The following is a 25,026-nucleotide window of genomic DNA, read 5'->3' as shown; positions in this document are numbered from 1 at the left end:
TGAGACAGGTGGGGTACCTGTGGGAGCCGGCTTGCCGGCGATCCGGGGCCTGCCCCGGCCATACGCATCAGGTGGCTGGCTTTACCGCCCGCCACAGCTTGCCGGCCAGCGCTACGACAGCAAGCACCGCGGCACCCGCAACAATCCCCACACCGCCGTTGAGCAACGCCCCGGTCAACGCCCCGCCCCGCCCTTCACTGAACGCCTCGATGGCATGATGCAGCGGCGCAACCCCGTGCACCAGAATCCCGCCACCGACCAAAAACATCGCCGCAGTGCCGATCACCGACAGGCTCTTCATCATGTACGGCGCGGCCCGCAGGATGCCGTTACCCACCGCTTGGGCCACCCTGGAAGCCTTCTGGGTCATCCACAAGCCCAGGTCATCGAGCTTGACGATACCGCCTACCAGCCCATACACACCCACGGTCATGACAATAGCGATGCCCGACAGCACGATGATCTGCTGGGTCAGCGGCGCGTCGGCCACCGTGCCCAGGGTAATGGCGATGATTTCGGCCGAGAGAATGAAGTCGGTGCGCACCGCGCCCTTGATCTTGGTTTTCTCATAAGCCACCAGGTCAACGTTCGGGTCTGCCACCGCCTCACTGTGCGAGCTGTGCTGCTCGGCGTCTTCCTTCTTGCTATGCAGGAACTTGTGCGCGAGCTTTTCAAAGCCCTCGAAACACAGGTATGCGCCACCGATCATCAGCAACGGGGTCACTGCCCAAGGGATGAACGCGCTGATCAGCAGCGCCGCTGGCACCAGGATCGCCTTGTTGACGAACGAGCCCTTGGCTACCGCCCACACCACCGGGATCTCACGCTCGGCACGCACGCCGGTTACCTGCTGGGCATTGAGCGCCAGGTCGTCGCCCAGCACGCCCGCGGTTTTCTTCGCCGCGACCTTGGTCATCAGCGAAACGTCATCGAGCACCGTGGCGATGTCGTCGATCAGTACCAGTAGACTGCTTCCTGCCATGTTTGCCTGTTTCCCGTGAAGTGAGTGGGCCGGAGTCTAGCCGAAAGTCGCTGCCTTGAGCGCCCCTCGGGCCCGGTGCTACCATGCCCGATCCCTCTTAGAGGTGGCCAGACACGAGGAAGATCCCTGACCATGAGCACCATTCGCGAGCGCAACAAGGAACTGATCCTGCGCGCGGCCAGCGAGGAATTCGCCGACAAGGGCTTCGCCGCCACCAAGACCAGCGATATCGCGGCCAAGGCCGGCCTGCCCAAGCCCAACGTGTACTACTACTTCAAATCCAAGGACAACCTCTACCGCGAGGTCCTGGAGAGCATCATCGCGCCGATCATGCAGGCGTCGACGCCGTTCAATGCCGACGGTGACCCCAAGGAAGTATTGAGTGCGTACATCCGCTCGAAGATACGCATCTCGCGCGACTTGCCCCATGCCTCCAAGGTTTTCGCCAGCGAGATCATGCACGGCGCACCGCACCTTTCGCCCAACCAGGTGGAGCAGCTCAACGAGCAGGCACGCCATAACATCGAATGCATCCAGCGCTGGATCGAGCGTGGGCAAATTGCCAAAGTCGATGCGCACCATCTGATGTTCAGCATCTGGGCGGCGACCCAGACCTATGCGGATTTCGACTGGCAGATTTCCGTGATCACCGGCAAGGCCAAGCTGGCCGACAGTGATTATGAAGCAGCAGCCGAGACCATCATTCGGCTTGTGCTCAAGGGCTGTGAGCCCGAGGCCGCCTGACAGGGCCCAAGGGGCTGCTCTGCAGCCCTATCGCCGGCAAGCCAGCTGCCACAGGTACTCCACACTATCTGGTAGCGGTGGTGTACCTGTGGGAGCCGGCTTGCCGGCGATGAGGCCAATACAACCTATAGAGATTTAGGCCGCTACACCCGCATCCGCCTTCAACCCCACCTCTTCGATCGCACTGATCGCACACTGCTCGTCGATATCCGACGTATCCCCGCTGATCCCCACCGCACCCAGCACTTTACCGTCCTGATCGCGAACCAGCACGCCACCCGGCGCTGGCACCACCGGCCGTTCACCCAAACCATTCAACGCCGCGAAAAACGCCGGCCGCTGCTGCGCATCCAGCGCCAGCAGCCGCGAGCCCTTGCCCAGGGCAATCGCCCCCCAGGCCTTGCCTGTGGCCACTTCAGGGCGGATCAGGCTGGCGCCATCTTCGCGCTGCAAAGCCAGCACATGCCCACCGGCATCCAGCACCACCACGGTCAACGGCGCTGCATTGATCTTGCGGCCTGCCGCCAGTGCGGCGTTTACCAGGCTGACAGCGACTTTGAGGTTCAAAACGTTCATGGAAAGGTCCTCTTCTTGTTGTGAGAAGCCCTGAGGGCAGTTGAAAATCGATCAACCAAATAGAACACAACTGCAATGACTTTTGTATACAATAAATTGAAACGATCGTATGCGATGACGCAAATCGCCGTTTTCCTGGGCGCTCGGACGAAAGCAACCTCCCCCGATGAAAACCCATTGACCTGAACCGCCAGGCGTGAATACACTCTGGCACAAAGCAAGTTGTATACAATTACAAAATCGATGAGGCACAACCCATGAGCAAAATGAGAGCAATCGATGCAGCCGTTCTGGTCATGCGCCGTGAAGGTGTAGATACCGCGTTCGGCATCCCAGGGGCTGCCATCAACCCGTTGTACTCGGCCCTGAAGAAAGTCGGTGGCATCGATCACGTCCTCGCTCGTCACGTTGAAGGCGCCTCGCACATGGCCGAGGGTTACACCCGCGCCAACCCAGGCAACATCGGCGTGTGCATCGGCACCTCCGGCCCAGCCGGCACCGACATGGTCACCGGCCTGTACAGTGCATCGGCCGACTCCATCCCGATTCTCTGCATCACCGGCCAGGCCCCGCGTGCACGCCTGCACAAGGAAGACTTCCAGGCGGTCGATATCACCAGCATCGTCAAGCCGGTGACCAAGTGGGCGACCACTGTTCTGGAGCCAGGCCAGGTGCCTTACGCCTTCCAGAAGGCCTTCTATGAAATGCGCACCGGCCGCCCAGGCCCTGTGCTGATCGACCTGCCATTCGACGTGCAGATGGCCGAAATCGAATTCGACATCGACGCCTACGAGCCGCTGGCCGTCAACAAGCCATCCGCTACCCGCGTGCAGGCTGAAAAAGCCCTGGCCCTGCTCAACGACGCCGAGCGCCCACTGCTGGTGGCCGGTGGCGGCATCATCAACGCCGACGCCAGCGACAAGCTGGTCGAGTTCGCCGAACTGACCGGCGTACCGGTTATCCCGACCCTGATGGGCTGGGGCACCATCCCGGACGACCATGAACTGATGGTCGGCATGGTCGGCCTGCAGACTTCGCACCGCTATGGCAACGCCACCCTGCTGAAATCCGACCTGGTGTTCGGTATCGGTAACCGCTGGGCCAACCGCCACACCGGTTCGGTAGATGTCTACACCGAAGGCCGCAAGTTCGTGCACGTCGACATCGAACCGACCCAGATCGGCCGCGTGTTCACCCCGGACCTGGGTATCGTTTCGGACGCTGGCAAGGCGCTGGACGTGTTCCTCGAAGTGGCCCGCGAGTGGAAAGCCGCCGGCAAACTGAAGTGCCGCAAGGCGTGGCTGCAAGACTGCCAGGAACGCAAGTCGAGCCTGCAGCGCAAGACCCACTTCGACAATGTGCCGGTCAAGCCGCAGCGCGTGTACGAAGAGATGAACCAAGTGTTCGGCAAGGACACCACCTACGTCAGCACCATCGGCCTGTCGCAGATCGCCGGTGCGCAGTTCCTGCACGTGTACAAGCCACGTCACTGGATCAACTGCGGCCAGGCCGGCCCGCTGGGCTGGACCATCCCTGCAGCGCTGGGTGTGGTCAAGGCCGACCCGAAACGCAAGGTCGTCGCACTGTCGGGTGACTACGACTTCCAGTTCATGATCGAAGAGCTGGCCGTGGGCGCGCAGTTCAACCTGCCGTATGTCCATGTACTGGTGAACAACGCCTACCTGGGCCTGATCCGCCAGGCGCAGCGTGGCTTCGACATGGATTACTGTGTACAACTGGCGTTCGAGAACATCAACTCCACCGACGCCGCCACCTACGGTGTCGACCATGTCGCCGTGGTCGAAGGCCTGGGCTGTAAGGCCATCCGCGTGTTCGAGCCTGGCCAGATCGCCCCTGCCCTGCTCAAGGCACAGAAAATGGCCGAAGAGTTCCGCGTGCCGGTGGTGGTCGAAGTGATTCTCGAGCGTGTGACCAACATTTCCATGGGCACCGAGATCAACGCGGTCAACGAGTTCGAAGACCTGGCCCTGGTCGGTAACGACGCGCCAACCGCCATCTCGCTGCTGGACTGATCGCCTGACGCCCCCAGGCACGCCCTGGGGGCCTTCAACGCAAGGAGACAACTCATGCCTCGCTTCGCTGCCAACCTGTCCATGCTGTTCACCGAACAGGACTTCCTGGCCCGCTTCAAGGCTGCCGCCGATGCTGGTTTCAGCGGCGTCGAATACCTCTTCCCGTATGACTTCAGCGCGGCTGAAATCAAACAGCAGCTCGATGCGCACGGCCTGACCCAGGTGCTGTTCAACCTGCCGGCCGGCGACTGGGCCAAAGGCGAGCGTGGCATCACCTGCCACCCCGACCGCGTGGAAGAGTTCCGCGCCGGTGTCGACAAGGCCATCGAATACGCCAAGGTGCTGGGCAACACCCAGGTCAACGCCCTGGCCGGTATCCGCCCGCAAGGCTTGCAGTGCGCCGACGTACGCAAGACCTTCGTCGACAACCTGAAGTTTGCCGCCGAAAAATTGAAAGCCGCAGGGATCCGCCTGGTCATGGAAATGATCAACACCCGCGACATCCCAGGCTTCTACCTGAACACCACCCAACAGGCGCTGGAAATCCAGGCCGAAGTCGGCAGTGACAACCTGTTCCTGCAGTACGACATCTACCACATGCAGATCATGGAAGGTGACCTGGCGCGCACCATGGAAGCCAACCTGCAGCTGATCAACCACATCCAGCTGGCCGACAACCCGGGCCGCAACGAACCGGGTACCGGCGAGATCAACTACCGCTTCCTGTTCGAGCACCTGGACCGCATCGGTTACCAGGGCTGGATTGGCGCGGAGTACAAGCCGCTGACCACGACCGAAGCCGGTCTGGGCTGGCTGAAAACCCATAACGCAATCTAAAGGCTAGAACATCGAACCTGTGGGAGCGGGCTTGCCCGCGAATGCAGTAGTGGCTTCACAGCCGCTTTCGCGGGCAAGCCCGCTCCCACAAGGTCCGGGTTGCACTTGAGATTCAATAATTACAAAGAGGCAAATTCTCATGGCTAAAATCGGTTTCCTCGGCACCGGCATCATGGGCAAACCCATGGCCCAGAACCTGCAAAAAGCAGGTCACAGCATCTTCGTTTCCACCCACCACGACGCCGCCCCGGCAGACCTGATCGCCGCTGGCGCAGTGGCCCTGGCCAACCCGAAAGAGGTTGCCCAGGAAGCCGAGTTCATCATCATCATGGTCCCGGACACCCCGCAGGTCGAAAGCGTCCTGTTCGGCGAAAACGGCGTGGCCGAAGGTGTCGGCCCGAACAAGGTGGTGATCGACATGAGCTCGATCTCGCCGACCGCCACCAAGGCCTTCGCCGAGAAGGTCAAGGCCACTGGCGCCGCCTACCTGGACGCCCCGGTGTCCGGCGGCGAAGTCGGTGCCAAGGCCGCGACCCTGAGCATCATGGTCGGTGGCTGCCCGAAAGCCTTCGAGCGCGCCCTGCCGCTGTTCGAAGCCATGGGCAAGAACATCACCCGCGTCGGCGGCAACGGCGACGGCCAGACTGCCAAGGTGGCCAACCAGATCATCGTCGCCCTGAACATCCAGGCCGTCAGTGAAGCCCTGCTGTTCGCCGCCAAGAACGGCGCCGACCCAGCCAAGGTCCGTGAAGCACTGATGGGCGGCTTCGCCTCGTCGAAAATCCTCGAAGTGCATGCCGAGCGCATGATCAAAGGCACCTTCGACCCAGGCTTCCGCATCAACCTGCATCAGAAGGACCTCAACCTGGCCCTGCAAGGCGCCAAGGAACTGGGCATCAACCTGCCCAACACCTCCAACGCCCAGCAAGTGTTCAGCACCTGCGTGGCACTGGGCGGCGGCAACTGGGACCACTCGGCGCTGATCAAAGGCCTGGAACACATGGCCAACTTCTCGATCCGCGGCGAAGGCAAATAAGCTGAATTCGGGGGCTGTTGCGCAGCCCCCGCACCGAGCAACACCCGCCCCTGGTTCGGCCTGCACGGAGGCAGTTCCAGGGGCGTTTTCGATTCTGCAGAACAACAATAATTGGGAGCCTGCCATGTCGGTCGATCCGCAAAAACTTCTCCGCGACCTGTTCGACACAGCCATCGCCGCCGCCCACCCACGCCAAGTCCTCGAACCCTACCTGCCCGCCGACCGTAGCGGCCGGGTCATCGTCATCGGCGCCGGCAAGGCCGCAGCCGCCATGGCCGAAGTGGTCGAAAAAAGCTGGCAGGGCGAAGTCTCCGGGCTGGTGGTCACCCGTTACGGTCATGGCGCCAACTGCCAGAAGATCGAAGTGGTCGAAGCCGCCCACCCGGTCCCTGATGCCGCCGGGCTGGCCGTGGCCAAGCGCGTGCTGGAACTGGTCAGCAACCTCAACGAAGACGACCGCGTCATCTTCCTGCTTTCCGGCGGTGGTTCCGCCCTGCTGGCGTTGCCAGCCGAAGGCCTGACCCTGGCCGACAAGCAACACATCAACAAGGCGCTGCTCAAGTCCGGCGCCACCATCGGCGAGATGAACTGCGTGCGCAAGCACCTCTCGGCGATCAAGGGCGGCCGCCTGGCCAAGGCCTGCTGGCCGGCCACCGTCTACACCTATGCCATTTCCGATGTGCCTGGCGACCTGGCCACAGTCATCGCATCCGGCCCCACCGTGGCCGACCCGAGCACCTCGGCTGACGCCCTGGCGATCCTCAAGCGCTACAACATCGAAGCGCCCAGGGCGGTCATCGACTGGCTCAACAACCCGGCCTCGGAAACCGTCAAGGCCGACGACCCGGCCCTGGCCCGCAGCCATTTCCAGCTGATCGCCAAGCCCCAGCAATCGCTCGAGGCCGCCGCGGTAAAAGCCCGCCAGGCCGGCTTCAGCCCGCTGATCCTCGGTGACCTGGAAGGCGAATCGCGCGAAGTGGCCAAAGTGCATGCCGGCATCGCCCGGCAGATCGTCCTGCACGGCCAGCCGCTCAAGGCGCCTTGCGTAATCCTGTCTGGCGGCGAAACCACCGTCACCGTGCGCGGCAATGGCCGTGGCGGGCGCAACGCCGAGTTTTTGCTCAGCCTCACCGAAAGCCTCAAGGGCCTGCCGGGCGTGTATGCCCTGGCCGGTGACACCGACGGCATCGACGGCTCGGAAGAGAACGCCGGCGCCTTCATGACGCCCTGCAGCTACGCCCGCGCCCAAGCCCTGGGCCTGTCGGCCAGCGATGAGCTGGACAACAACAACGGCTACGGCTACTTCGCCGCGCTCGATGCGCTGATCGTCACCGAACCGACCCGCACCAACGTCAACGACTTCCGCGCCATCCTGATCCTCGAGACTGCACAATCATGACGCCTGATAAAAAAGTCAAAATCCTCGCCACCCTCGGCCCTGCGATCAATGGCATCGATGACATCCGCCAGCTGGTCGAAGCCGGGGTGAACATCTTCCGCCTCAACTTCAGCCACGGCGAACACGCCGACCACGCCCTGCGCTACCAGTGGATCCGCGAAGTCGAGCAGCAGCTGAATTACCCGCTGGGCATTCTGATGGACCTGCAGGGGCCGAAACTGCGCGTTGGCCGCCTGGCCGAAGGCAAGGTGCAACTGCAGCGCGGCCAGTCACTGCGCCTGGACCTGGACGCGACGCCCGGCAACAACGAGCGGGTCAACCTGCCCCACCCGGAAATCATTGCCGCGCTGCAGCCCGGCATGGACCTGCTGGTGGACGACGGCCGCCTGCGCCTGCGGGTGACCGCCAAGCACGCCGACGCTATCGATACCACCGTGCTGAACGGCGGTGAGTTGTCCGACCGCAAGGGCGTCAACGTGCCGCAAGCGGTGCTGGACCTCTCCCCGCTCACCGAAAAGGACCGCCGCGACCTGGCCTTCGGCCTGGAGCTGGGCGTGGACTGGGTGGCACTGTCGTTCGTGCAGCGCCCGGAAGACATCCTTGAGGCGCGCCAGCTGATCGGCGACCGCGCCTACCTGATGGCCAAGATCGAGAAGCCATCGGCGGTCGAGCAGCTGCAGGCCATCGCCGAGCTGTCCGACGCCATCATGGTGGCGCGGGGCGACCTGGGCGTGGAAGTACCGGCCGAGAGCGTGCCGCACATCCAGAAAAGTATCATCGGCACCTGCCGCCAGCTGGGTAAACCGGTAGTGGTCGCCACGCAGATGCTCGAGTCGATGCGCTTCTCGCCGGCACCCACCCGTGCCGAAGTCACCGACGTGGCCAACGCCGTGGCCGAAGGCGCCGATGCGGTGATGCTGTCGGCCGAAACGGCCTCGGGTGACTACCCGCTGGAAGCCGTGCAGATGATGAGCAAGATCATCCGCCAGGTGGAAAATGGCCCGGACTACCAGGCCCAGCTCGACGTTGGCCGGCCGAAGGCCGAGGCCACCGTGTCGGACGCCATCAGCTGCGCGATCCGCCGTATCAGCGGCATTCTGCCGGTAGCCGTGCTGGTCAACTACAGCGAGTCGGGCGCCTCGACCCTGCGCGCTGCACGCGAGCGGCCACGCGCACCGATCCTCAACCTGACGCCAAACCTGATCACCGCCCGCCGCCTGAGCGTGGCCTGGGGCGTGCACTCGGTGGTCAACGACCGCCTGCGCCAGGTCGACGAAATCTGCTCGACCGCGCTGGAGATCGCCCAGGCACAAGGCATGGCCAGCCGTGGCGACACGCTGCTGATCACCGCCGGCGTGCCTTTCGGCAAGCCGGGTTCGACTAATACGCTGCGGATCGAGACCTTGGTCTGAGATTGTTGGGGGCGCTCTGCGCCCCTTTCGCCGGCAAGCCGGCTCCCACCGGTACTCTGCTGCTCTTGAAAGCGCCGCTGTACCTGTGGGAGCTGGCTTGCCAGCGAATGGAGGGCAAAAGCCCTCACCTTGTACCCATTACAAAACCCTGCGGAAAACCGAGGCCCAAAGAGGCCCACCGCTCATCAATCAACCTTACCGACTGCCCATGTACAGCAAAAATTTCGTCAACCCGTGCCCCGACTGGGCCACGGCGCTGCTCAACGGTTTCAGCCAGGTGCTGCTGCTGCGCAACCCCCTGTGCGGCCTGTGCTGCCTGCTGGCCATCCTGCTGACCGCTCCCAACCTGGTCGGCGGCGCCCTGCTCGGTGCCCTCGCCGGCTTGCTGACGGCCCAGCGCCGCGGCTACGACCGCGCCGACCGCCAGGCCGGGCTGTACTGCTACAACGGCGTACTGATCGGCATCCTGGTCAGCGCGGTGCTGCCGTGGTCGGCAATCATGCCGCCGCTGATCATCGCGGCCGGCGGCCTGTCCAGCATCATCACCCACCAATGGCGCAAGCGCGGCGGCAAGTTGCTGATCGCTTATACCGCGCCGTTCGTGCTACTGGGCTGGGGCACCCTGCTGATCGCTGCACCCTCGACTGCCATGTTTGCCGAGCCAGACCCGCTGTACGCCCTGGCGCGCGGTGTCGGCCAGATTTTCCTGCTTGATAATCCATTGGCCGGGCTGCTGATTATCGTCGGCATGTTCATTGCCAACCCCTATGCGGCCATGTGGGCCGTGATCGGCTCGGCCATCGGCGGCGGCGTGGCGTTGCTGGCTGAGCAGACACAGGCTGCCTGGATGGGGCTGTACGGGTTCAACGCGGCGCTGGCGGCGCTGGCGTTCAGCCGGCAAGGCGAACGGCCATGGGTCACCCTGCTGGCCATCGCTCTGGCGCTTGTGCTGCAGCCGCTGTTCAAACTGCTGCCTGTCGCCGGGCTGACCGCACCCTTCGTGGTAGCCTGCTGGCTGATGCACTTTGGCAATCATCTGGCGTCGCTCAATCAGCGCGGCGACGCAAGCCGCTTGCACAGCTGAAAGCCAGCCCCTAGGCTCAGCCCATCGCCCTGTGGACCGAGCCCATGAACAACCCAGCGAGCCTGCGCGAAAGGCTCTACATCATCGTCTTCCAGACCGACACCGTAGCCGGCCGCCGCTTCGACAAGACCCTGCTGCTGATCATCCTGGCCAGCCTGGTCACGGTGATCCTCGACAGCATCGACGCGGTGCACCAGGGCTACGCAGGCCTTCTGGCCGGGATCGAGTGGGGCTTCACCGCAATTTTCCTGGCCGAATACCTGACACGCCTGTACTGCTCGCCAAAGCCGCTGCGTTACGCCTTCAGCTTTTACGGCCTGGTCGACCTGCTGGCGATCGTCCCGGGGGTCATCGCCATTTACTACAGCGACGCGCAGTACCTGCTGATCATCCGTGTCATCCGCATGCTGCGAATCTTCCGCGTGCTCAAGCTCGGCCAGTACCTCAAGCAGGCCAACTACCTGATGGCGGCGCTGCGCGGCAGCAAGCAGAAGATCATCGTCTTTCTGGTCACCGTATCCACCCTGGTGACCGTGTTCGGCACCTTGATGTACGTCATCGAAGGCCCGGAGCACGGGTTTACCAGCATTCCCAAAGGCATCTACTGGGCGATCGTCACCCTGACCACGGTGGGCTTTGGCGATATCGTGCCGAAGACCCCGCTCGGCCAGGTGCTGTCGTCGCTGGTGATGATCACCGGTTACTCGATCATCGCTGTGCCCACCGGGATTTTTACCGCAGAGCTGGCCAACGCCATGCGCGGGGAACAGTTGCAGCATGACTGCCCAACCTGCCGCAAAAACAGCCACGAACATGGCGCGGCCTTCTGCTCGCGGTGTGGCAATGCGCTGTTTCCCAAGCGGGAATAACCAAAGCGTTTTTTGTTCTTTAAACAGCTGCAGGGCACCCGCTATAGTCGCTGGCACTCTGCCCATAACTGTTCAAGAACAAGGAAGCATCGTGAAAAAACTCTTCAGCGCCTCGCTGCTCGCCGCAGGCCTCGCCCTGGGCAACCTCGCCCAAGCCGCCCCGACCCTGCTCAACGTTTCCTACGATGTGATGCGCGACTTCTACAAGGACTACAACTCGGCGTTCCAGAAGCACTGGGAAACCGAACACAACGAGAAGGTCAACGTGCAGATGTCCTTCGGCGGTTCGAGCAAGCAAGCGCGTGCGGTGATCGATGGCCTGCCGGCCGATGTCATCACCATGAACATGGCCACCGACATCAACGCCTTGGCCGACAACGGCAAGCTGGTGCCGGACAACTGGGTGACGCGCCTGCCGAACAACAGCGCGCCGTTCACCTCGGCCACCGTGTTCATCGTGCGCAAGGGCAACCCCAAGGCGCTGAAGGACTGGCCGGACTTGCTCAAGGAGGGCGTGCAAGTGATCGTGCCCAACCCGAAAACCTCGGGTAACGGCCGCTATACCTACCTCTCGGCATGGGGCTATGTGCTCAAGCAAGGCGGTGACGAGGCCAAGGCCCGTGATTTCGTCGGCAAGCTGTTCAAGCAGGCACCGGTGCTGGATACCGGTGGCCGCGCCGCCACCACCACCTTCATGACCAACCAGATCGGCGACGTGCTGGTAACGTTCGAGAACGAAGCCGAGATGATCGCCCGCGAGTTCGGCCGCGACCAGTTCGAAGTGATCTACCCAAGCGTATCGGCCGAAGCCGAGCCGCCGGTGAGCGTGGTCGACAAGGTCGTGGCCAAAAAGGGCACCCAGGCCGTGGCCGAGGAATACCTGAAGTACCTGTGGTCGCCGGCAGCCCAGGAAATCGCCGCGCAGAACTACCTGCGCCCGCGCGATGCAACCGTGCTGGCCAAGTACACCGACCGCTTCCCGAAAGTCGACTTCCTGTCGGTTGAGAAGACCTTTGGTGACTGGCGCACCGTACAGAAAACCCACTTCAATGACGGTGGCGTGTTCGACCAGATCTATACCGGCCAGTAATCGATCCAGGCAGTACCGGCCCTATCGCCGGCAAGCCGGCTCCCACTGGATGACCACAGGCCCGGGCGTTGCTCGGGCCCAGTGGGAGCCGGCTTGCCGGCGATGGGGCCCGCGCCGACAACACACCGCATCGAACTTTTTACCCCCCTCACCCCTCAGTTCCTTGAGTAACCCTGCACCGCTCATCCCGGCCCAAGGAGTACTCCAGTGCTGCGCTACCTCTCCACCCTGTTGCTCGGCTGCCTGCTGAGCACCCACCTGCTCGCCGCAGACCCCGCCCCCGCCGACGAACAACCCGCCGAACCGGAACCGGTCCTGCAAGGTGGCTTGCTCGGCGCCCTGGCCGACGGCCTGGACAGCGCGGCCCAGGAGCTGGACCTCGACGCCCATCTGGTCGACGCCTGGCGCCTGCGCACCGACCGCGCCGCCAAGGAAATGGAACGCCTGGTCGATCGCCACTCGGCCAGTGATTCGCTGCAACTGGCTGGCAACTTCATCCTGCTGACGCTGACCTGGGCCGCGAGCTTCGCCGTGCTGACCAGTCTCGGCCGCTGGTGCAGCAAGCGCGCCACCGCCACACCCTGGCTGCGCCAGCGGCAACGCGCCAGCAGCCTGCTCGGCTACCTGCTGCCGTATACCTTGCCCGCGCTGGCCAGCCTGCCATTGACGCTTTACGTCAGCCGCTTTCTCGACCCATCGATCGCTCGCGCACTGGGGCTGAGCCTGGCCTACGCCACCAGCAGCGGCCTGTTCTCCACCTCGATCATCCTGTGCCTGGTCACCGTGTTCGATGCCGGCCACAAGCGCCCCGCCGTGGCCGTGATCAAGCGCCTGGCGCCGCGACCGCTGTTTCTCATCGGCTTCCTGGCGGCCTGGAGCGATGCCTTGACCAGCCCGCAGATCGCCCGCCAGCTGGGCGGCAACATCACTGCCAGCGTCGCAGTGTTCACCGGCCTTGCCGCCACGATCATCTTTGCCAGCCTGGTGATCCGCCTGCGCCGCCCGGTGGCGCACCTGATCCGTAACCGCGCCTTCAAGGACCGCGTGCAACACCGCGCCGTCCAGGAAACCCTGCGGATCTTTTCGGTGGTGTGGTACTTGCCGATCCTGCTGATGATCCTGGTCTCGGCCATCCACCTGATCGGTGCCGGCGAAGAAAGCCAGAAGGCCCTGCAGAACGCACTGCTGACTACAGTATTGCTGGTCAGCACGGTGTTTCTCAGCACCTTGCTGCAACACCTGCTGGCACCGCGCGAAGCCGACCCCGGGCAACGGGTGCGGCCCTACAAGGAGCTGCTGCGCAGCCTCGCCCACGCACTGCTGCGCATTGCCATGGCGGTGGCCTTCATCGAGCTGCTGGGGCGCATCTGGGGCGTCTCGGTGATCGGCTTCGCGTTGAGCAACAGCCTGGGGCAGGCCATCAGCAACTCGCTGTCGAGCATCGGCCTGATCCTGCTGGTCACCTGGCTGCTGTGGGTGGTGCTCGACACCGCCATCCAGGAGGCCCTCAAACCTCCCGCCGGGCGGCGCGCCGCGCGCCAGCCCAGTACCCGGGTGCGGACCATCCTGCCCATGCTGCGCAACGCCATCAAAGTCATCCTGGTGGTCATCTGCACCATTACCACCATGGCCAACCTGGGCATCAACGTCGCGCCCCTGCTGGCCGGTGCCGGGGTGATCGGCCTGGCCATCGGTTTTGGCTCGCAGCAACTGGTGCAGGATGTGATCACCGGGCTGTTCATCCTGATCGAGGACACCATCTCGATCGGCGACTGGGTAGTGCTCGACTCCGGCCACGCCGGCACCGTCGAGAGCCTGACCATCCGCACTTTGCGCCTGCGTGATGGCAAGGGCTTCGTGCACTCGGTACCGTTCGGGCAGATCAAGGCGGTCACCAACCAGTCACGGCAATTCGCCTATGCGTTCTTCTCGGTGCAGTTCACCTATGACAGCGATGTGGATGAATCGCTGGCGTTGATTCATGAGGTGGGGCAGTCGATCAGCGACGACCCCATGCTGCGCATCAACCTGCAGGGGCCACTGCAGGTGTTCGGGGTGGATCGCATGGACTTGAACGGGTTTGTGCTGACGGCGCAGTTCCGCACCATTTCCGGCGGGCAGTATGCGGTGAGCCGGGCGTTCAACGAGCGGCTGAAAAAGCGTGTGGACCAGACCGAAAATGTGTTTTTTGCTCAGGTGTATCCGCTGCCCGTGCGTGGGGTTACAGCTTGATGCAGGCAGGTCCGGCCCTATCGCCGGCAAGCCGGCTCCCACAGGGTTATGCAGCGCGGCAGTCAATGTGGGAGCCGGCTTGCCGGCGATGGGGCCAGTGGGAACAGCATCAACCCTGGCGGAATACCAAAGCCTTCAAGCCCCCCGCCGGGTCCGCATCAGGAAACTCCGGCGGGTTTTTCAATCGCTCGATGAAGGCCAACGTTGGCGCCTGCTCCGCCATCCCCTCGATCAGAAACTCCGGCCCAATCCCCGGATCATTAACACACGCCAGCACCGTCCCCCCCTCGCTCAACAATTCCGGCAACCGCCGCAAGATCTTCGCGTAATCCTGGGTCAGCACGAAACTGCCCTTCTGGAAGGTCGGTGGGTCGATGATGATCAGGTCATACGGCCCATACTTGCGCACCTTGCCCCACGACTTGAACAGCTCATGGCCCAGGTACGCCACCCGCGAGGCGTCGTGGCCATTGAGCCGATGGTTGTCGCGGCCACGCGACAGTGCCGACTTGGCCATGTCCAGGTTGACCACCTGTTCGGCGCCGCCCGCGATGGCCGCCACCGAAAAACCACAGGTATAGGCAAACAGGTTGAGCACCCGCTTGCCCACTGCCTGCTCGCGCACCCAGCGCCGGCCATAGCGCATGTCCAGGAACAGGCCGTTGTTCTGCCGCACGCCGAGGTCGAGCAGGTAGGTCAGGCCATCTTCGATCACCTCGCGCTGCTGGCACGGCTCGCCCCACAGCCACTGGCCCGGGCTGTCCGGCAGGTAGCGGTGCTGAATGAGGATGGCTTGGCCACCCCATAGCGGGCGCTCGGCCAGGTTACGCAGCATGGCCTCCAGCTCCGCCAACTGACCTTGCGGCGGTTCGCGAAACAGCGCCACCGACAACACGCCTTGCAGCCAGTCGACGGTGACCTGCTCCAGCCCCGGCCAGCAGCGACCGCGCCCATGGAACAGGCGGCGGGTTTCCTGCGGGGCGGGGTCGAGGGCGGTGAGCAGGTGCTGTTCGAGGGTCTGAATCGGCGAAGTCATGGCGGGTCGCAAGCAGATAAAAGGGAGCATTCTACCCTTTGGCTGCAAGCTGCGCCGAGCGGAACCACCAACCCTGCTGCATCCCCGCCGCTGCCAGCAGGATCAGGGCAACGCCGAGCCACTGCAATGGCACCAGTCGGTGGCCGAACGCCACCCAGTCGACCAGAATCGCAGCGATCGGGTAGATGAACGACAGCGCACCGGTCAGCGCTGTGGGCAGCCGCTGAATGGCGCTGTACAGCAGCACGTACATCAACCCGGTGTGGACCATGCCCAGAGTCAACAAGCTGGCCAGTGCTGACGGCTCGCCAGGCAGCCCGCCAAGCTTGACCCAAGGCGCCAGCAACAGCACGCCGGTGGCTACCTGGACCAAGGCAATCAGGTGCGGGGGTGTGCCTTTCAGGCGCTTGATGATGAGTGCGGCGATGGCATACAAGAGCGCCGCGCCCAGGGCCAGGCCGATGCCCAGCAGGTAGTCCTCACCGCTGCCCTGCCCCGCACCATGGGCGCTGACAATCGCCAACATGCCGAGGAAGGCCACGCTCAACCAGGTGACCTTGGACGCCGTGATCTTCTCGCCCAGAAAGATCGCCGCCAGCCCCACCAGCATGAACGGTTGAACGTTGTACACCGCCGTACCGATGGCAATCGATGCCCGCGAATAAGAGGCGAACAGCAACACCCAGTTGCCGACGATGGCTACACCGCTGACGATGGCCAGCAGAAAGGCAGTACGGCTGATCATGCCCGGCTTGAGGAAGCCGAAGGCGGCGCAGATCACCAGCAACGTGCCAGTACCGAACACGCAGCGCCAGAACACCACCTCCAGCACCGGCTGCCCGGACACCAGCACGAACCAGCCGATAGTTCCAGAAATCAACATGGCAGCCACCATTTCCAGCGAGCCGCGGCGCAATGAACTGTCCATCCCACACCTCCCATTGACGATGGCCACAGTATGAAAGGGGCGCGCAGCAGTCTCCAGCGGATAACCAAGGCCATTTGCCGAACTAGCCTTTACTATCAAGGCAGACCACTGGTTCTACCTGACGAGGCGAAAATGACCGATACGATCGACCAATTGCTGATCAATGCCTTGATGGAAGACTCCCGCCGCTCGCTCAAAGCGCTGGCGCAGATTAGCGGGCTGTCGGCCCCCAGCGTCAGCGAGCGCCTGCGCCGCCTGGAGGAGCGCGGTGTGCTGCGCGGTTACACCGTGGATGTCGACCCCCGCAGTTTCGGCTACCAACTGCAGGCCATCGTGCGCATCCGCCCGCTGCCTGGGCAATTGCAGGAGGTGGAACGGCAAATCGTCGCCATCCCGGAATTCACCGAGTGCGACAAGGTAACGGGCGAGGACTGCTTCATCGCCCGCCTGCATGTGCGTTCGATGGAGCAGCTCGACACCCTGCTTGACCGCATCAATGTACTGGCCGAAACCAACACGGCGATCATCAAGAAAAGCCCGGTCAAGCGGCGCCTGCCACCTATGAACGAAGGGCCAGGAAAACCTGACTAATTTTTGTACACACGAATGTCACCTTAGGTGCCATTTTTGTGTGCACAAGTGCTAGCAATGCCCCAATACGTTACACCACTTTCGCAACTAATTTTGACCAAATGATCAACTAATTCATCCACTGAAAATTTAAACCTGTTCATTTGGTCAACTTATACTTCATTTATTTCATTCACTTATGTTTCAGCTCTATAGATTCAAAATAGTGGCTAGCTGAGCACTGGTTTATGCCTGGCATGGAACTCGCTTTTGTGTGTTCGTGTTTTGTATACACGTTAAACAAAACATAAATACACAAGAACCCGCGACGCCGGCCCAACCCCGGCCGCCGCGCCCAGAACCCAGTGATGCCAACGCTGCACCGACGAGATGGCGAGCCCGTGCGCATGCCCGCTCATCGCAGTCCACGTGCATCAGGAGCCTGCCGGAATGCGTACCAGCCTCGAACTCGCGCCTGAACAATCCGTCGCAAGCAGCACCCCCTCATCCACCCTCGCCGGCCATGCGCCCCCACTTGAACTGAGCCCCCGCCTGCACAACCGCGACCTCGCACCGACCCGCCTGGAGGGCCGGCGCTGGGGGCGCTACAGCATCTTCGCGTTGTGGACCAATGACGTTCACAACATCGCCAACTACTCCTTCGCCATGGGCTTGTTCGCCCTGGGTCTGGGTGGCTGGCAGATATTGATGTCATTGGCGATCGGCGCAGCGCTGGTGTACTTCTTCATGAACTTGTCCGGCTACATGGGGCAGAAGACCGGGGTGCCGTTCCCGGTCATCAGCCGCATTGCCTTTGGTATCCATGGCGCGCAGATCCCGGCGCTGATCCGCGCCGTCATCGCCATCGCCTGGTTCGGTATCCAGACCTACCTGGCCTCGGTGGTGCTGCGGGTGCTGCTCACGGCTGTGTGGCCGCAACTGGCCAGCTATGACCACAACAGTATCCTGGGGCTTTCGAGCCTGGGCTGGGTGTGCTTCGTGGCCATCTGGCTGGTGCAACTGGTGATCCTCGCCTACGGCATGGAGATGGTGCGCCGTTACGAGGCCTTCGCCGGCCCGGTGATCCTGCTGACCGTGGCCAGCCTGGCGCTGTTCATGTACTTCAAGGCCGATGCGCGCATTGCCTGGTCGGTGGCCGAACCGCTGACCGGTTACGAGATGTGGCGCAATATCTTCGCCGGTGGCGCGCTGTGGCTGGCGATCTACGGCACCCTGGTGCTCAACTTCTGCGACTTCGCCCGCTCCTCGCCCTGCCGCAAGACCATCCGGGTCGGTAACTTCTGGGGCCTGCCAGTGAACATTCTGGTGTTCGCCATGATCACCGTGGTGCTGTGCGGCGCGCAGTTCAAGATCAACGGCCAGATCATCGACAGCCCGACGCAGATCGTTGCCAGCATCCCCAGCACCGCATTCCTGGTCCTGGGTTGCCTGGCGTTCCTGATCGTCACCGTGGCGGTGAACATCATGGCCAACTTCGTCGCCCCGGCGTTCGTGCTCAGCAACCTGGCGCCGCGCCACCTGAACTTCCGCCGCGCCGGCCTGATCAGCGCCACCCTGGCGGTGCTGATCCTGCCTTGGAACCTCTATAACAGCCCGGTGGTGATCGTGTACTTCCTGTCCGGCCTGGGTGCCCTGCTCGGCCCGCTGTACGGGGTGATCATGGCCGACTACTGGCTGCTGCGAAAAGGCTGCATCAACGTGCCGGAGCTGTACAGCGAACACCCGGCCGGAGCCTATCACTACAGCAAAGGCATCAACCTGCGCGCTGTCGCCGCCTTCGTGCCTGCAGCGCTGTTGGCCATCGTCCTGGCACTGGTGCCCAACTTCCATGCCATCGCGCCGTTTTCCTGGCTGATCGGCGCTGGCATCGCTGCGGCGGTGTACCTGCTGATCGCCCCGCGCAACCGTCAATACGCTGATGTCAGCGGCGAGTGCATCGCCGTCGACCACAGCAGCCACTGATCAAGGAGCAGTACCCATGCGTATTCTGATCGCCAACGTGAACACCACCGAAGCCATTACCGAAGCCATCGCCGAACAGGCGCGCAGCGTGGCCTCGCCCGGCACCGAAATCGTCGGCCTGACCCCCTGGTTCGGCGCCGAATCGGTGGAAGGCAACTTCGAGAGCTACCTGGCCGCCATCGCCGTGATGGACCGTGTACTCGCCTACGAAGGCCCGTACGATGCGGTCATCCAGGCCGGTTACGGCGAACATGGCCGCGAAGGCCTGCAGGAGCTGCTGAACGTGCCGGTGGTGGACATCACCGACGCCGCAGCCAGCACCGCGATGTACCTGGGCCACGCCTACTCGGTAGTGACCACGCTCGACCGAACCGTGCCGCTGATCGAGGACCGCCTGAAACTGTCGGGCTTGTATGAACGATGTGCCTCGGTACGCGCCAGCGGCCTGGCCGTGCTGGAGCTCGAGGCCGACCCGCAGCGTGCCGTGCAGGCCATCGTCGAACAGGCCGAACGCGCGGTGCGCGATGACAAGGCAGAAGTGATCTGCCTGGGTTGTGGCGGCATGGCCGGGTTGGATGAGCAGATCCGCCAGCGCACCGGGGTGCCGGTGGTAGATGGTGTAAGTGCAGCGGTGACCATTGCCGAGTCGCTGGTGCGAATGGGGTTGAGCACGTCGAAAGTGCGGACCTATGCCACGCCGCGGGCGAAGAAGGTGGTGGGCTGGCCGATGCAGTTCGGGCGCTAGGTCAAGATCGGCCTCATCGCCCTACCCTGTAGGAGCCGGCTTGCCGGCGATGAGGCCGGTGCAGTCAACCCATCATCCTGGCCAACCGCTGCGCACTGCCACAGGCCAAGGTAAACCCCAATGCGCCATGCCCCACGTTCAGCCAAAGGTTTCGGTAGGCCGTAGCGCCGATAATCGGCACCCCGGTAGGCGTGGCCGGCCGCATCCCCGCCCACTCCACCGCCTGCCCATAATCCGCCGCGTCCGGCAACGTATCGCGCGCCAACCGGCGCATGCTTTCAAGCCGGCGCGCATCCACCGACTCGTCGAAACCGACGATATCGACCATCGCCGCCACCCGCAGTTGCCGATCCAGGCGCGCATAGACGATTTTGCGCTCGTAATCGGTAATGCTGACCTCAGGCGCCCGATGCTCCGCGCCGATCGGCGCAGACAGGCTGTAGCCCTTCAAAGGATAAACCGGCAGTTTCAGGCCCGGCAGCGCCAGGCCGGCACTGCGATGACCTGCGCACACTACCAGGCGCTGCACATCGATCCGCTCACCTCCCAGCTGCAGCGCGACGATCTGGTCCTGGTGCTTGTGCAGCTGAGTCACTGGCTTGCCTAGCAAGAACCGACACTGCCCAGATGCCTGCAGGTGCGCGGCCAGGCGTTCACAGAAGCGGTGACAGTCGGCGACTTCCTCATCGGGCGTCAATACGCCCCCCACGAACGGCACCTCGGCCAAGGCGGGCTCCAGGCTCCTGAGTTCGTTGGCATCGAGCACCCGTTGGCCCTGCGGGTCAAGCAAACGCTCACGCCCATGGGCGAACGCCCGTGCACTGCGGAAGGCGACCAATTTGCCGTTACGTCGCCAGGCAAAATCGGTGATGCCATCGTCCTCGCGCCAGCGGGCTAACGTGGCCTGGCTTTGCAGTGCCAGCGCGAGCAACTGTGCGCCGTTGCGACGGTTGACGCTGCTGCGGCAGGCGAGCATGAACCCCATCAACCAGCGCCACTGCGCCGGGTCCATGCGCAAGCGCAAACGCAGCGGTGAATCCCCCTGCAGCATCCAGCCCAATGCCTGCCACGGCACACCGGCATCGGCCAAGGGCGCGACATAGCGGTATGACAGCTGCCCGCCATTGGCGAAACTGGTGGCAGACGCCAGGCTGTCGCGCGCCTCGACCAGGTCTACCGACATCCCCTCGCGCACCAGCGCATAAGCGGTTGCCAGGCCAATCACCCCACCACCAATGACCGTCACGTGCTGCTTCATGCATTGCCCCTGTTTCGGCTTCCGTACCTAGACAGTAACAGTGGATCAGGTCGGGCAGCTATGCTCGCCGCCATTCAAGCCCTGGCGCACGTTACGGCTCAGCAGGCTGGCCTTGCCGTCGTGCCAGGTCAGGGTCAGCACATACAGGGTGTCGAAGTCATCGCCGTTCCAGTCCTCGGTGATCACCCGCTCATCGCCCAGCGCCTTGCCGGCCACGGTATTGATGAGTTCGGGCAGGTAGCCATGGGACCAGGCCGTGTAGACGGTGGCGTTGCGGTATTTTTCGCTAAGCAGTTCGTCTGCAAGATCATCCGTGTCGTTGGCGCCGTAATCGATGTTCACCGGCAAGCCCAGACGGATGGCGCTGGGGGTGATGGTCATCAACGGGCGGATGTAGCTGTAACTCTGGTCGGTACTGCCTTCTTCGACATGCCGCGTGGGGTTGGCAGCAAACACGTAATCGGCCTTGCCGAAACGCTCAGGCAGCAGCGTGGCCAGGTCCAGCGCTCGATTCAACCCTTGGCAGTTCAACTGCCCCAACCCTTCACCGGGCTTTTCGGCATGGCGCAGAAACACCAGCGTCTGGGTACCGTCCACCGGTTCAGCGCGGCTTTCGACCACCTCCAGTGCCAGTGGCACGGCCGCAGCGACGAGGGCCAGGCTCAGCAGCAGGTGGCGTCGACGTCGAAGGAAAGTTGGCAACTTCATGTAAGCAGGCTCTTGTGGCGATGAGTATCGGGTTGACCCGCCACATTGCCCATGGCTGAAGCGCCCAGGCGTCCCTGTAGTGAATGCCATCCCTGGCAACGAGTAGGGGTCAGAGTGCCCTCAACCCGTTTGGTTCCTCCTTGAGCGTGAATGCCGTTCCGTGGGCAACGCTTAAACTAAGGCATGGGTGTTGCTGAATTATTTCTGGAAAGGTGAATATCCGGACCTCGTTTTCATTGCAGCGAGGGTAGCTGGGCGGAGTCTTGCGTGGAAACGGTATTGATGATGGTCACGTCGAAAACCTGCTCGATCACCTGTTTCGGGCCTTGATTCAGGCTCCAGGTGAAAAACACAAGGAAGCCGAGCATGAACACGAACAGAACAGAACCCACGAGGCTCTGTGCCACCCCAAGCCAAAAGCCCGGTTTGGCATTCCTGATCTCACTGCTGGCCTTGTCGGAATAGTACTGTTGGAGCTCCATCGCCTGTGTAGAGATAGATGCATCGAGAAAGCCCTGAGCTAGCTGGCTGGCCTGGTTACGGTAGCTTTCAAGTTGGGTTTCACTATTGCTCACATCGTGGAACGGCGTCAGGTCGTCGTCCTTTGGCTCCCTGCCGTACTTGACCTTGAATGTTTTGATGTATTCGATCTTCTGCCGTTTATACAACGAATACGCAATGACCCCCAATGTGTCCTGCTCATTCTCTACAAGGACCGAATAAATGTGGTTGTAACAACCGTCGGCCATCAGGCTGTTACCCCTTTTGTATCCGAGAGTAGGCGGCCTCGAACGCAGCCTTCAACTCCGAGCGTGTTTTTCTCGTGCTGCTGACAATGCCTGTCAATTCTCGCGGCAGCTCAATTTCCATTCGTGCCCCCGACGCGACCAGCAAAGCGTTTGCCTCACGCACTGCGCGCGAGGAAAAATACGATTTCATGGATTTACCCCTTCACTTAACCTGTTTGCAAGGGTAGCCATACCGGATTCACCTCTCAATCAGACGCGGGTCAACAGGGCATGTAGTACTTTTCGACCTTGCGCAGGAAGTGGACTACTCAATCATCCCGCGTCAGCACTTCCAGCAGCTGGATCTCGAACGTCAGGTCCGAATTCGGCGGTATCGCCCCCACGCTGCGCTCGCCATAGCCCAGGTGCGCTGGCACCTGCAGTTTGCGCTTGCCACCCACGCGCATCCCCATCAGGCCCTGGTCCCAGCCCTTGATCACGCGGCCGGTGCCGATCACGCACTGGAAAGGTTTGCCGCGCGACCAGGAGGAATCGAACTCGCTGCCATCGGCCAGCCAGCCGGTGTACTGCGTGGTGATGAGGGCACCTTTGACGGCGGCTTTACCCTCGCCTTCGACGAGGTCGGTGATCTGCAGTTCGCTGCTCATGGGCATCCTCCAACGGTGAAATTCAAGGCCGCCCTTTTCTCAGGAATCCACGTTTTTGGCAAGCAGGCGCCGCTCAACCCAGCTGCTCGAACGCCTGCTCGCCGGTCAGCTCGGTGGTCTGGTTGGCGAAGCAGTACCAGGCGGGTTTCTGTTCGACGAAGATCTGCAAGTCGAAATCCCAGGCTTCATCGCCGTCGAGCAGGCCCACCGGCACCGCATAGGCGTCATTGGCCTTGAGCCGGTAATAAAGATGAGTACCGCAGCGCCCGCAGAAGCCGCGCTGGGCCCAGTCGGAGGAGTCATAGACGCTGGGCGTGCGCCCCTCGACCTGCGGCGCCTGGCTGCAATGGACGACCAGCAACGGCCCACCGGTCCATTTGCGGCACATGCTGCAATGGCAGGCACTGATGCGGGTGTTGTCGACAGTGACGTGCATCCGAGTGTCGCCGCAGAGGCAACTGCCGTGCTTTTCCAAGGTCATGGTGGGGCTCCTCGCATTGGCTGGGAGGGCAAGTATAGATCGCCCCCGCACAATGGCTCACAGCCCCAGCGGGCCAGCGCCGGCCTGGGTCAAAAGCGAGGGTTACGATTTGACTGGGGTGAGCACCGGCTCGCCGGCAAAAAAGGCCTGCAGGTTGCGCAGCACCAGGGCGACCGTGTCACGCGCAGCCTCCGGCGACTGGCCGGCGACATGGGGCGTGAGCACGGTGTTGTCGAGGGCCTTGAGGGCATCGGGAACGGCCGGTTCGTCATCGAACACGTCCAGCGCCGCGCCGGCGATCTGGCCACGCTCCACTGCCTCGACCAGCGCCTGGGTGTCCACCACGCTGGCGCGGGCGATATTCACCAGGTAGCCCTGGGTACCCAACGCTTGCAGCACCTGCGCATCGACCAGATGACGCGTATTGGCACCGCCAGGGGTGGCCACAACCAGGATGTCGACGGCGCCAGCCAGCTGCACAGGGCTCTCGCACCAGGTGTAAGGCACGTCCTGGCGTGGTGTTCGGCTGTGGTAACTGACGGTCATGTCGAAGCCGAGATTGGCACGTTTGGCAATGGCCAGGCCCACTGCGCCCAGGCCGAGAATGCCGAGGCGCTTGCCGCTCACAGAGGGGCTGATCACCCGGTTCCACTCGCCCCGCCGTGTGCTGGCATCGGCACGCGGGATGTCGCGCAGCAGCGCCAGCAGCATGGCCAGGGTGTGATCAGCCACAGCCGCGGCATTGGCGCCGGCGCCGTTGGTAACGGTGATGCCGCGGGCAGCGGCGGCGGCCAGGTCTACTTGTTCGTAACCGGCGCCGATCACGCAGATGATCTGCAGCTTGGGCAAGGCTTCGATTTCGGCAGCGGTCAGGCCCAATGGGCCGCGAGTGAGCACGGCATCGATTTCGGCGGCGTGGCGCTGGATGGCGTCGGCGCGCAGTTGCGGGGACGGGGCGCGGATCAGGCGGTAGCCGGCCTGCTCCAGCAGGGGCAGGTAATCGTCGACGGTCTCCACCAGTACCAGGACTGTTTTCCTCATGCTCACCCTCCGGCTCGAATTCGAAGGGGCATTATGGGGAGTCTGTGAGCGCTTGCCGATGTTTTTGTGTGGCCCTTGAGATCCAGCGCCGCCCGCGCGGCGCTCGATCTCAAGGGCCACACAAAAACATCGACGAGCACTTACAAGCCCACACGTTTACTGCGCGAACGCCCGCCCAAGCCCGCCCGGCACGCCACTGCTGTCGGTTTCCTGCCACGGGCCATCCGGGCTCAGCGACCAGCTCCAGCCACTGTTTTCATAGCGGTAATAGGTGCGCTGCCGGTAGAAGGTGTTGGGCTTTTTCTCCAGCACATACACACCCAGCTTAGGGTCCCAGTGGCTGGCCCCACCCGGTGGCGGGGCAAAGCTTGCGGACGTGCGCGGCATCGGTTTGGGGATCGCCGCAGGCTTGCTCGGCTGGGTGGAAGGCTGGCTGCCCGGCAACGGCTTGACCACCGGCCCCTTTTGCGGCGGCACCGTCTCGATCGGCGGTGCCGGCTGCTCGTACGGCTCACGCACCGTACACGCGGACAAACCCAAGGCCAGGGTAATCAGGGTCAGGCGGACGGCGTTTCGCATGGCAGTG

At 62.9% G+C, this 25,026-nt stretch carries 24 protein-coding genes; 13 read left to right on the top strand and 11 right to left on the bottom strand.

Annotated elements, in window-relative coordinates:
- Nucleotides 1-67 precede the first annotated feature (67 nt).
- Entirely contained in the window at nucleotides 68-982 is a 915-nt protein-coding gene (locus tag ABEH27_RS13370) for a DUF808 domain-containing protein (protein ID WP_346614043.1), read from the bottom strand.
- A 132-nt stretch (nucleotides 983-1,114) separates the two neighbouring features.
- Here ABEH27_RS13370 and ABEH27_RS13365 point away from each other — a divergent pair, with 132 nt between their 5' ends.
- Nucleotides 1,115-1,726, top strand: a complete 612-nt coding sequence (locus ABEH27_RS13365) for a TetR/AcrR family transcriptional regulator (RefSeq protein ID WP_346614042.1) — start codon at nucleotides 1,115-1,117, stop codon at nucleotides 1,724-1,726.
- A 135-nt stretch (nucleotides 1,727-1,861) separates the two neighbouring features.
- Here ABEH27_RS13365 and ABEH27_RS13360 read toward each other — a convergent pair whose 3' ends face one another.
- Complete coding sequence (locus ABEH27_RS13360) at nucleotides 1,862-2,302, bottom strand: heme-binding protein (RefSeq protein ID WP_346614041.1); 441 nt, start codon at nucleotides 2,300-2,302, stop codon at nucleotides 1,862-1,864.
- A 257-nt stretch (nucleotides 2,303-2,559) separates the two neighbouring features.
- Here ABEH27_RS13360 and gcl point away from each other — a divergent pair, with 257 nt between their 5' ends.
- The 9 genes from gcl (at nucleotide 2,560) to ABEH27_RS13315 (ending at nucleotide 14,294) form a co-directional block, all read left to right on the top strand.
- Nucleotides 2,560-4,335, top strand: coding sequence for a glyoxylate carboligase (gene gcl, locus ABEH27_RS13355; protein WP_346614040.1), 1,776 nt, complete (start codon nucleotides 2,560-2,562; stop codon nucleotides 4,333-4,335).
- Nucleotides 4,336-4,389: 54 nt separating this feature from the next.
- The gene (hyi, locus tag ABEH27_RS13350) at nucleotides 4,390-5,172 is read left to right on the top strand and encodes a hydroxypyruvate isomerase (protein WP_346614039.1); all 783 of its coding nucleotides are present in this window, start codon (nucleotides 4,390-4,392) and stop codon (nucleotides 5,170-5,172) included.
- A gap of 139 nt (nucleotides 5,173-5,311) precedes the next feature.
- Complete coding sequence (locus ABEH27_RS13345) at nucleotides 5,312-6,208, top strand: 2-hydroxy-3-oxopropionate reductase (protein ID WP_346614038.1); 897 nt, start codon at nucleotides 5,312-5,314, stop codon at nucleotides 6,206-6,208.
- Between the two features lie 124 nt (nucleotides 6,209-6,332).
- On the top strand, nucleotides 6,333-7,607 hold the full coding sequence (locus ABEH27_RS13340) for a glycerate kinase (protein ID WP_346614037.1): 1,275 nt from the start codon (nucleotides 6,333-6,335) through the stop codon (nucleotides 7,605-7,607).
- Entirely contained in the window at nucleotides 7,604-9,019 is a 1,416-nt protein-coding gene (gene pyk, locus ABEH27_RS13335; RefSeq protein WP_346614036.1) for a pyruvate kinase, read from the top strand. Before ABEH27_RS13340 ends, pyk begins: the two co-directional genes overlap by 4 nt.
- Nucleotides 9,020-9,227: 208 nt before the next feature.
- The gene (locus ABEH27_RS13330; protein ID WP_346614035.1) at nucleotides 9,228-10,103 is read left to right on the top strand and encodes an urea transporter; all 876 of its coding nucleotides are present in this window, start codon (nucleotides 9,228-9,230) and stop codon (nucleotides 10,101-10,103) included.
- Nucleotides 10,104-10,147: 44 nt separating this feature from the next.
- The gene (locus tag ABEH27_RS13325) at nucleotides 10,148-10,972 is read left to right on the top strand and encodes an ion transporter (RefSeq protein WP_258713983.1); all 825 of its coding nucleotides are present in this window, start codon (nucleotides 10,148-10,150) and stop codon (nucleotides 10,970-10,972) included.
- Nucleotides 10,973-11,063: 91 nt separating this feature from the next.
- The gene (locus ABEH27_RS13320; protein ID WP_346614034.1) at nucleotides 11,064-12,062 is read left to right on the top strand and encodes a sulfate ABC transporter substrate-binding protein; all 999 of its coding nucleotides are present in this window, start codon (nucleotides 11,064-11,066) and stop codon (nucleotides 12,060-12,062) included.
- Between the two features lie 207 nt (nucleotides 12,063-12,269).
- Complete coding sequence (locus ABEH27_RS13315) at nucleotides 12,270-14,294, top strand: mechanosensitive ion channel domain-containing protein (protein ID WP_346614033.1); 2,025 nt, start codon at nucleotides 12,270-12,272, stop codon at nucleotides 14,292-14,294.
- A gap of 109 nt (nucleotides 14,295-14,403) precedes the next feature.
- On the opposite strand, the gene ABEH27_RS13310 is transcribed toward ABEH27_RS13315, so the two are convergent.
- The gene (locus ABEH27_RS13310; RefSeq protein WP_346614032.1) at nucleotides 14,404-15,330 is read right to left on the bottom strand and encodes a class I SAM-dependent methyltransferase; all 927 of its coding nucleotides are present in this window, start codon (nucleotides 15,328-15,330) and stop codon (nucleotides 14,404-14,406) included.
- 31 nt (nucleotides 15,331-15,361) lie between these two features.
- A complete protein-coding gene (locus ABEH27_RS13305; protein WP_346614031.1) occupies nucleotides 15,362-16,258 on the bottom strand; it encodes a DMT family transporter in 897 nt (298 codons plus the stop codon).
- Nucleotides 16,259-16,390: 132 nt separating this feature from the next.
- Between ABEH27_RS13305 and ABEH27_RS13300 the strand changes: the two genes are divergently transcribed.
- From ABEH27_RS13300 to ABEH27_RS13290, 3 genes are all read left to right on the top strand, one after another.
- Nucleotides 16,391-16,849 (top strand): Lrp/AsnC family transcriptional regulator, encoded by a 459-nt coding sequence (locus ABEH27_RS13300; protein ID WP_346614030.1) that lies wholly within the window; start codon nucleotides 16,391-16,393, stop codon nucleotides 16,847-16,849.
- A gap of 429 nt (nucleotides 16,850-17,278) precedes the next feature.
- Entirely contained in the window at nucleotides 17,279-18,811 is a 1,533-nt protein-coding gene (locus tag ABEH27_RS13295) for an NCS1 family nucleobase:cation symporter-1 (RefSeq protein ID WP_346614029.1), read from the top strand.
- 16 nt (nucleotides 18,812-18,827) lie between these two features.
- Entirely contained in the window at nucleotides 18,828-19,556 is a 729-nt protein-coding gene (locus tag ABEH27_RS13290) for an aspartate/glutamate racemase family protein (protein ID WP_346614028.1), read from the top strand.
- 64 nt (nucleotides 19,557-19,620) lie between these two features.
- Here ABEH27_RS13290 and ABEH27_RS13285 read toward each other — a convergent pair whose 3' ends face one another.
- The 7 genes from ABEH27_RS13285 to ABEH27_RS13255 all read right to left on the bottom strand — a co-directional run bounded on the left by ABEH27_RS13285 (nucleotide 19,621) and on the right by ABEH27_RS13255 (nucleotide 25,019).
- Complete coding sequence (locus ABEH27_RS13285) at nucleotides 19,621-20,814, bottom strand: D-amino acid dehydrogenase (protein ID WP_346614027.1); 1,194 nt, start codon at nucleotides 20,812-20,814, stop codon at nucleotides 19,621-19,623.
- Between the two features lie 45 nt (nucleotides 20,815-20,859).
- Nucleotides 20,860-21,522: a histidine phosphatase family protein gene (locus tag ABEH27_RS13280; protein WP_346614026.1), complete on the bottom strand. Its 663-nt coding sequence runs from the start codon at nucleotides 21,520-21,522 to the stop codon at nucleotides 20,860-20,862.
- Nucleotides 21,523-21,755: 233 nt separating this feature from the next.
- The gene (locus ABEH27_RS13275; protein ID WP_346614025.1) at nucleotides 21,756-22,271 is read right to left on the bottom strand and encodes a hypothetical protein; all 516 of its coding nucleotides are present in this window, start codon (nucleotides 22,269-22,271) and stop codon (nucleotides 21,756-21,758) included.
- 308 nt (nucleotides 22,272-22,579) lie between these two features.
- Nucleotides 22,580-22,918 (bottom strand): FKBP-type peptidyl-prolyl cis-trans isomerase, encoded by a 339-nt coding sequence (locus ABEH27_RS13270; protein WP_346614024.1) that lies wholly within the window; start codon nucleotides 22,916-22,918, stop codon nucleotides 22,580-22,582.
- 73 nt (nucleotides 22,919-22,991) lie between these two features.
- Nucleotides 22,992-23,399, bottom strand: coding sequence for a GFA family protein (locus ABEH27_RS13265; RefSeq protein WP_346614023.1), 408 nt, complete (start codon nucleotides 23,397-23,399; stop codon nucleotides 22,992-22,994).
- A 102-nt stretch (nucleotides 23,400-23,501) separates the two neighbouring features.
- Nucleotides 23,502-24,440: a 2-hydroxyacid dehydrogenase gene (locus ABEH27_RS13260; RefSeq protein ID WP_346614022.1), complete on the bottom strand. Its 939-nt coding sequence runs from the start codon at nucleotides 24,438-24,440 to the stop codon at nucleotides 23,502-23,504.
- Nucleotides 24,441-24,596: 156 nt separating this feature from the next.
- Entirely contained in the window at nucleotides 24,597-25,019 is a 423-nt protein-coding gene (locus ABEH27_RS13255; RefSeq protein WP_346614021.1) for a hypothetical protein, read from the bottom strand.
- Nucleotides 25,020-25,026 lie beyond the last annotated feature (7 nt).

Source organism: Pseudomonas sp. P39-UII1 (assembly GCF_039672635.1).
GTDB lineage: Bacteria > Pseudomonadota > Gammaproteobacteria > Pseudomonadales > Pseudomonadaceae > Aquipseudomonas.
This window is presented reverse-complemented; position numbering and strand designations above follow the sequence as displayed.

What these genes read in the sequence shown, in the direction of transcription:
- ABEH27_RS13370 (WP_346614043.1), bottom strand. Translation starts at nt 982, where the DNA reads ATGGCAGGAAGCAGTCTACTGGTACTGATCGACGACATCGCCACGGTG.
- ABEH27_RS13365 (WP_346614042.1), top strand. Translation starts at nt 1,115, where the DNA reads ATGAGCACCATTCGCGAGCGCAACAAGGAACTGATCCTGCGCGCGGCC.
- ABEH27_RS13360 (WP_346614041.1), bottom strand. Translation starts at nt 2,302, where the DNA reads ATGAACGTTTTGAACCTCAAAGTCGCTGTCAGCCTGGTAAACGCCGCA.
- gcl (WP_346614040.1), top strand. Translation starts at nt 2,560, where the DNA reads ATGAGCAAAATGAGAGCAATCGATGCAGCCGTTCTGGTCATGCGCCGT.
- hyi (WP_346614039.1), top strand. Translation starts at nt 4,390, where the DNA reads ATGCCTCGCTTCGCTGCCAACCTGTCCATGCTGTTCACCGAACAGGAC.
- ABEH27_RS13345 (WP_346614038.1), top strand. Translation starts at nt 5,312, where the DNA reads ATGGCTAAAATCGGTTTCCTCGGCACCGGCATCATGGGCAAACCCATG.
- ABEH27_RS13340 (WP_346614037.1), top strand. Translation starts at nt 6,333, where the DNA reads ATGTCGGTCGATCCGCAAAAACTTCTCCGCGACCTGTTCGACACAGCC.
- pyk (WP_346614036.1), top strand. Translation starts at nt 7,604, where the DNA reads ATGACGCCTGATAAAAAAGTCAAAATCCTCGCCACCCTCGGCCCTGCG.
- ABEH27_RS13330 (WP_346614035.1), top strand. Translation starts at nt 9,228, where the DNA reads ATGTACAGCAAAAATTTCGTCAACCCGTGCCCCGACTGGGCCACGGCG.
- ABEH27_RS13325 (WP_258713983.1), top strand. Translation starts at nt 10,148, where the DNA reads ATGAACAACCCAGCGAGCCTGCGCGAAAGGCTCTACATCATCGTCTTC.
- ABEH27_RS13310 (WP_346614032.1), bottom strand. Translation starts at nt 15,330, where the DNA reads ATGACTTCGCCGATTCAGACCCTCGAACAGCACCTGCTCACCGCCCTC.
- ABEH27_RS13305 (WP_346614031.1), bottom strand. Translation starts at nt 16,258, where the DNA reads ATGGACAGTTCATTGCGCCGCGGCTCGCTGGAAATGGTGGCTGCCATG.
- ABEH27_RS13300 (WP_346614030.1), top strand. Translation starts at nt 16,391, where the DNA reads ATGACCGATACGATCGACCAATTGCTGATCAATGCCTTGATGGAAGAC.
- ABEH27_RS13295 (WP_346614029.1), top strand. Translation starts at nt 17,279, where the DNA reads ATGCGTACCAGCCTCGAACTCGCGCCTGAACAATCCGTCGCAAGCAGC.
- ABEH27_RS13290 (WP_346614028.1), top strand. Translation starts at nt 18,828, where the DNA reads ATGCGTATTCTGATCGCCAACGTGAACACCACCGAAGCCATTACCGAA.
- ABEH27_RS13285 (WP_346614027.1), bottom strand. Translation starts at nt 20,814, where the DNA reads ATGAAGCAGCACGTGACGGTCATTGGTGGTGGGGTGATTGGCCTGGCA.
- ABEH27_RS13280 (WP_346614026.1), bottom strand. Translation starts at nt 21,522, where the DNA reads ATGAAGTTGCCAACTTTCCTTCGACGTCGACGCCACCTGCTGCTGAGC.
- ABEH27_RS13275 (WP_346614025.1), bottom strand. Translation starts at nt 22,271, where the DNA reads ATGGCCGACGGTTGTTACAACCACATTTATTCGGTCCTTGTAGAGAAT.
- ABEH27_RS13270 (WP_346614024.1), bottom strand. Translation starts at nt 22,918, where the DNA reads ATGAGCAGCGAACTGCAGATCACCGACCTCGTCGAAGGCGAGGGTAAA.
- ABEH27_RS13265 (WP_346614023.1), bottom strand. Translation starts at nt 23,399, where the DNA reads ATGACCTTGGAAAAGCACGGCAGTTGCCTCTGCGGCGACACTCGGATG.
- ABEH27_RS13260 (WP_346614022.1), bottom strand. Translation starts at nt 24,440, where the DNA reads ATGAGGAAAACAGTCCTGGTACTGGTGGAGACCGTCGACGATTACCTG.
- ABEH27_RS13255 (WP_346614021.1), bottom strand. Translation starts at nt 25,019, where the DNA reads ATGCGAAACGCCGTCCGCCTGACCCTGATTACCCTGGCCTTGGGTTTG.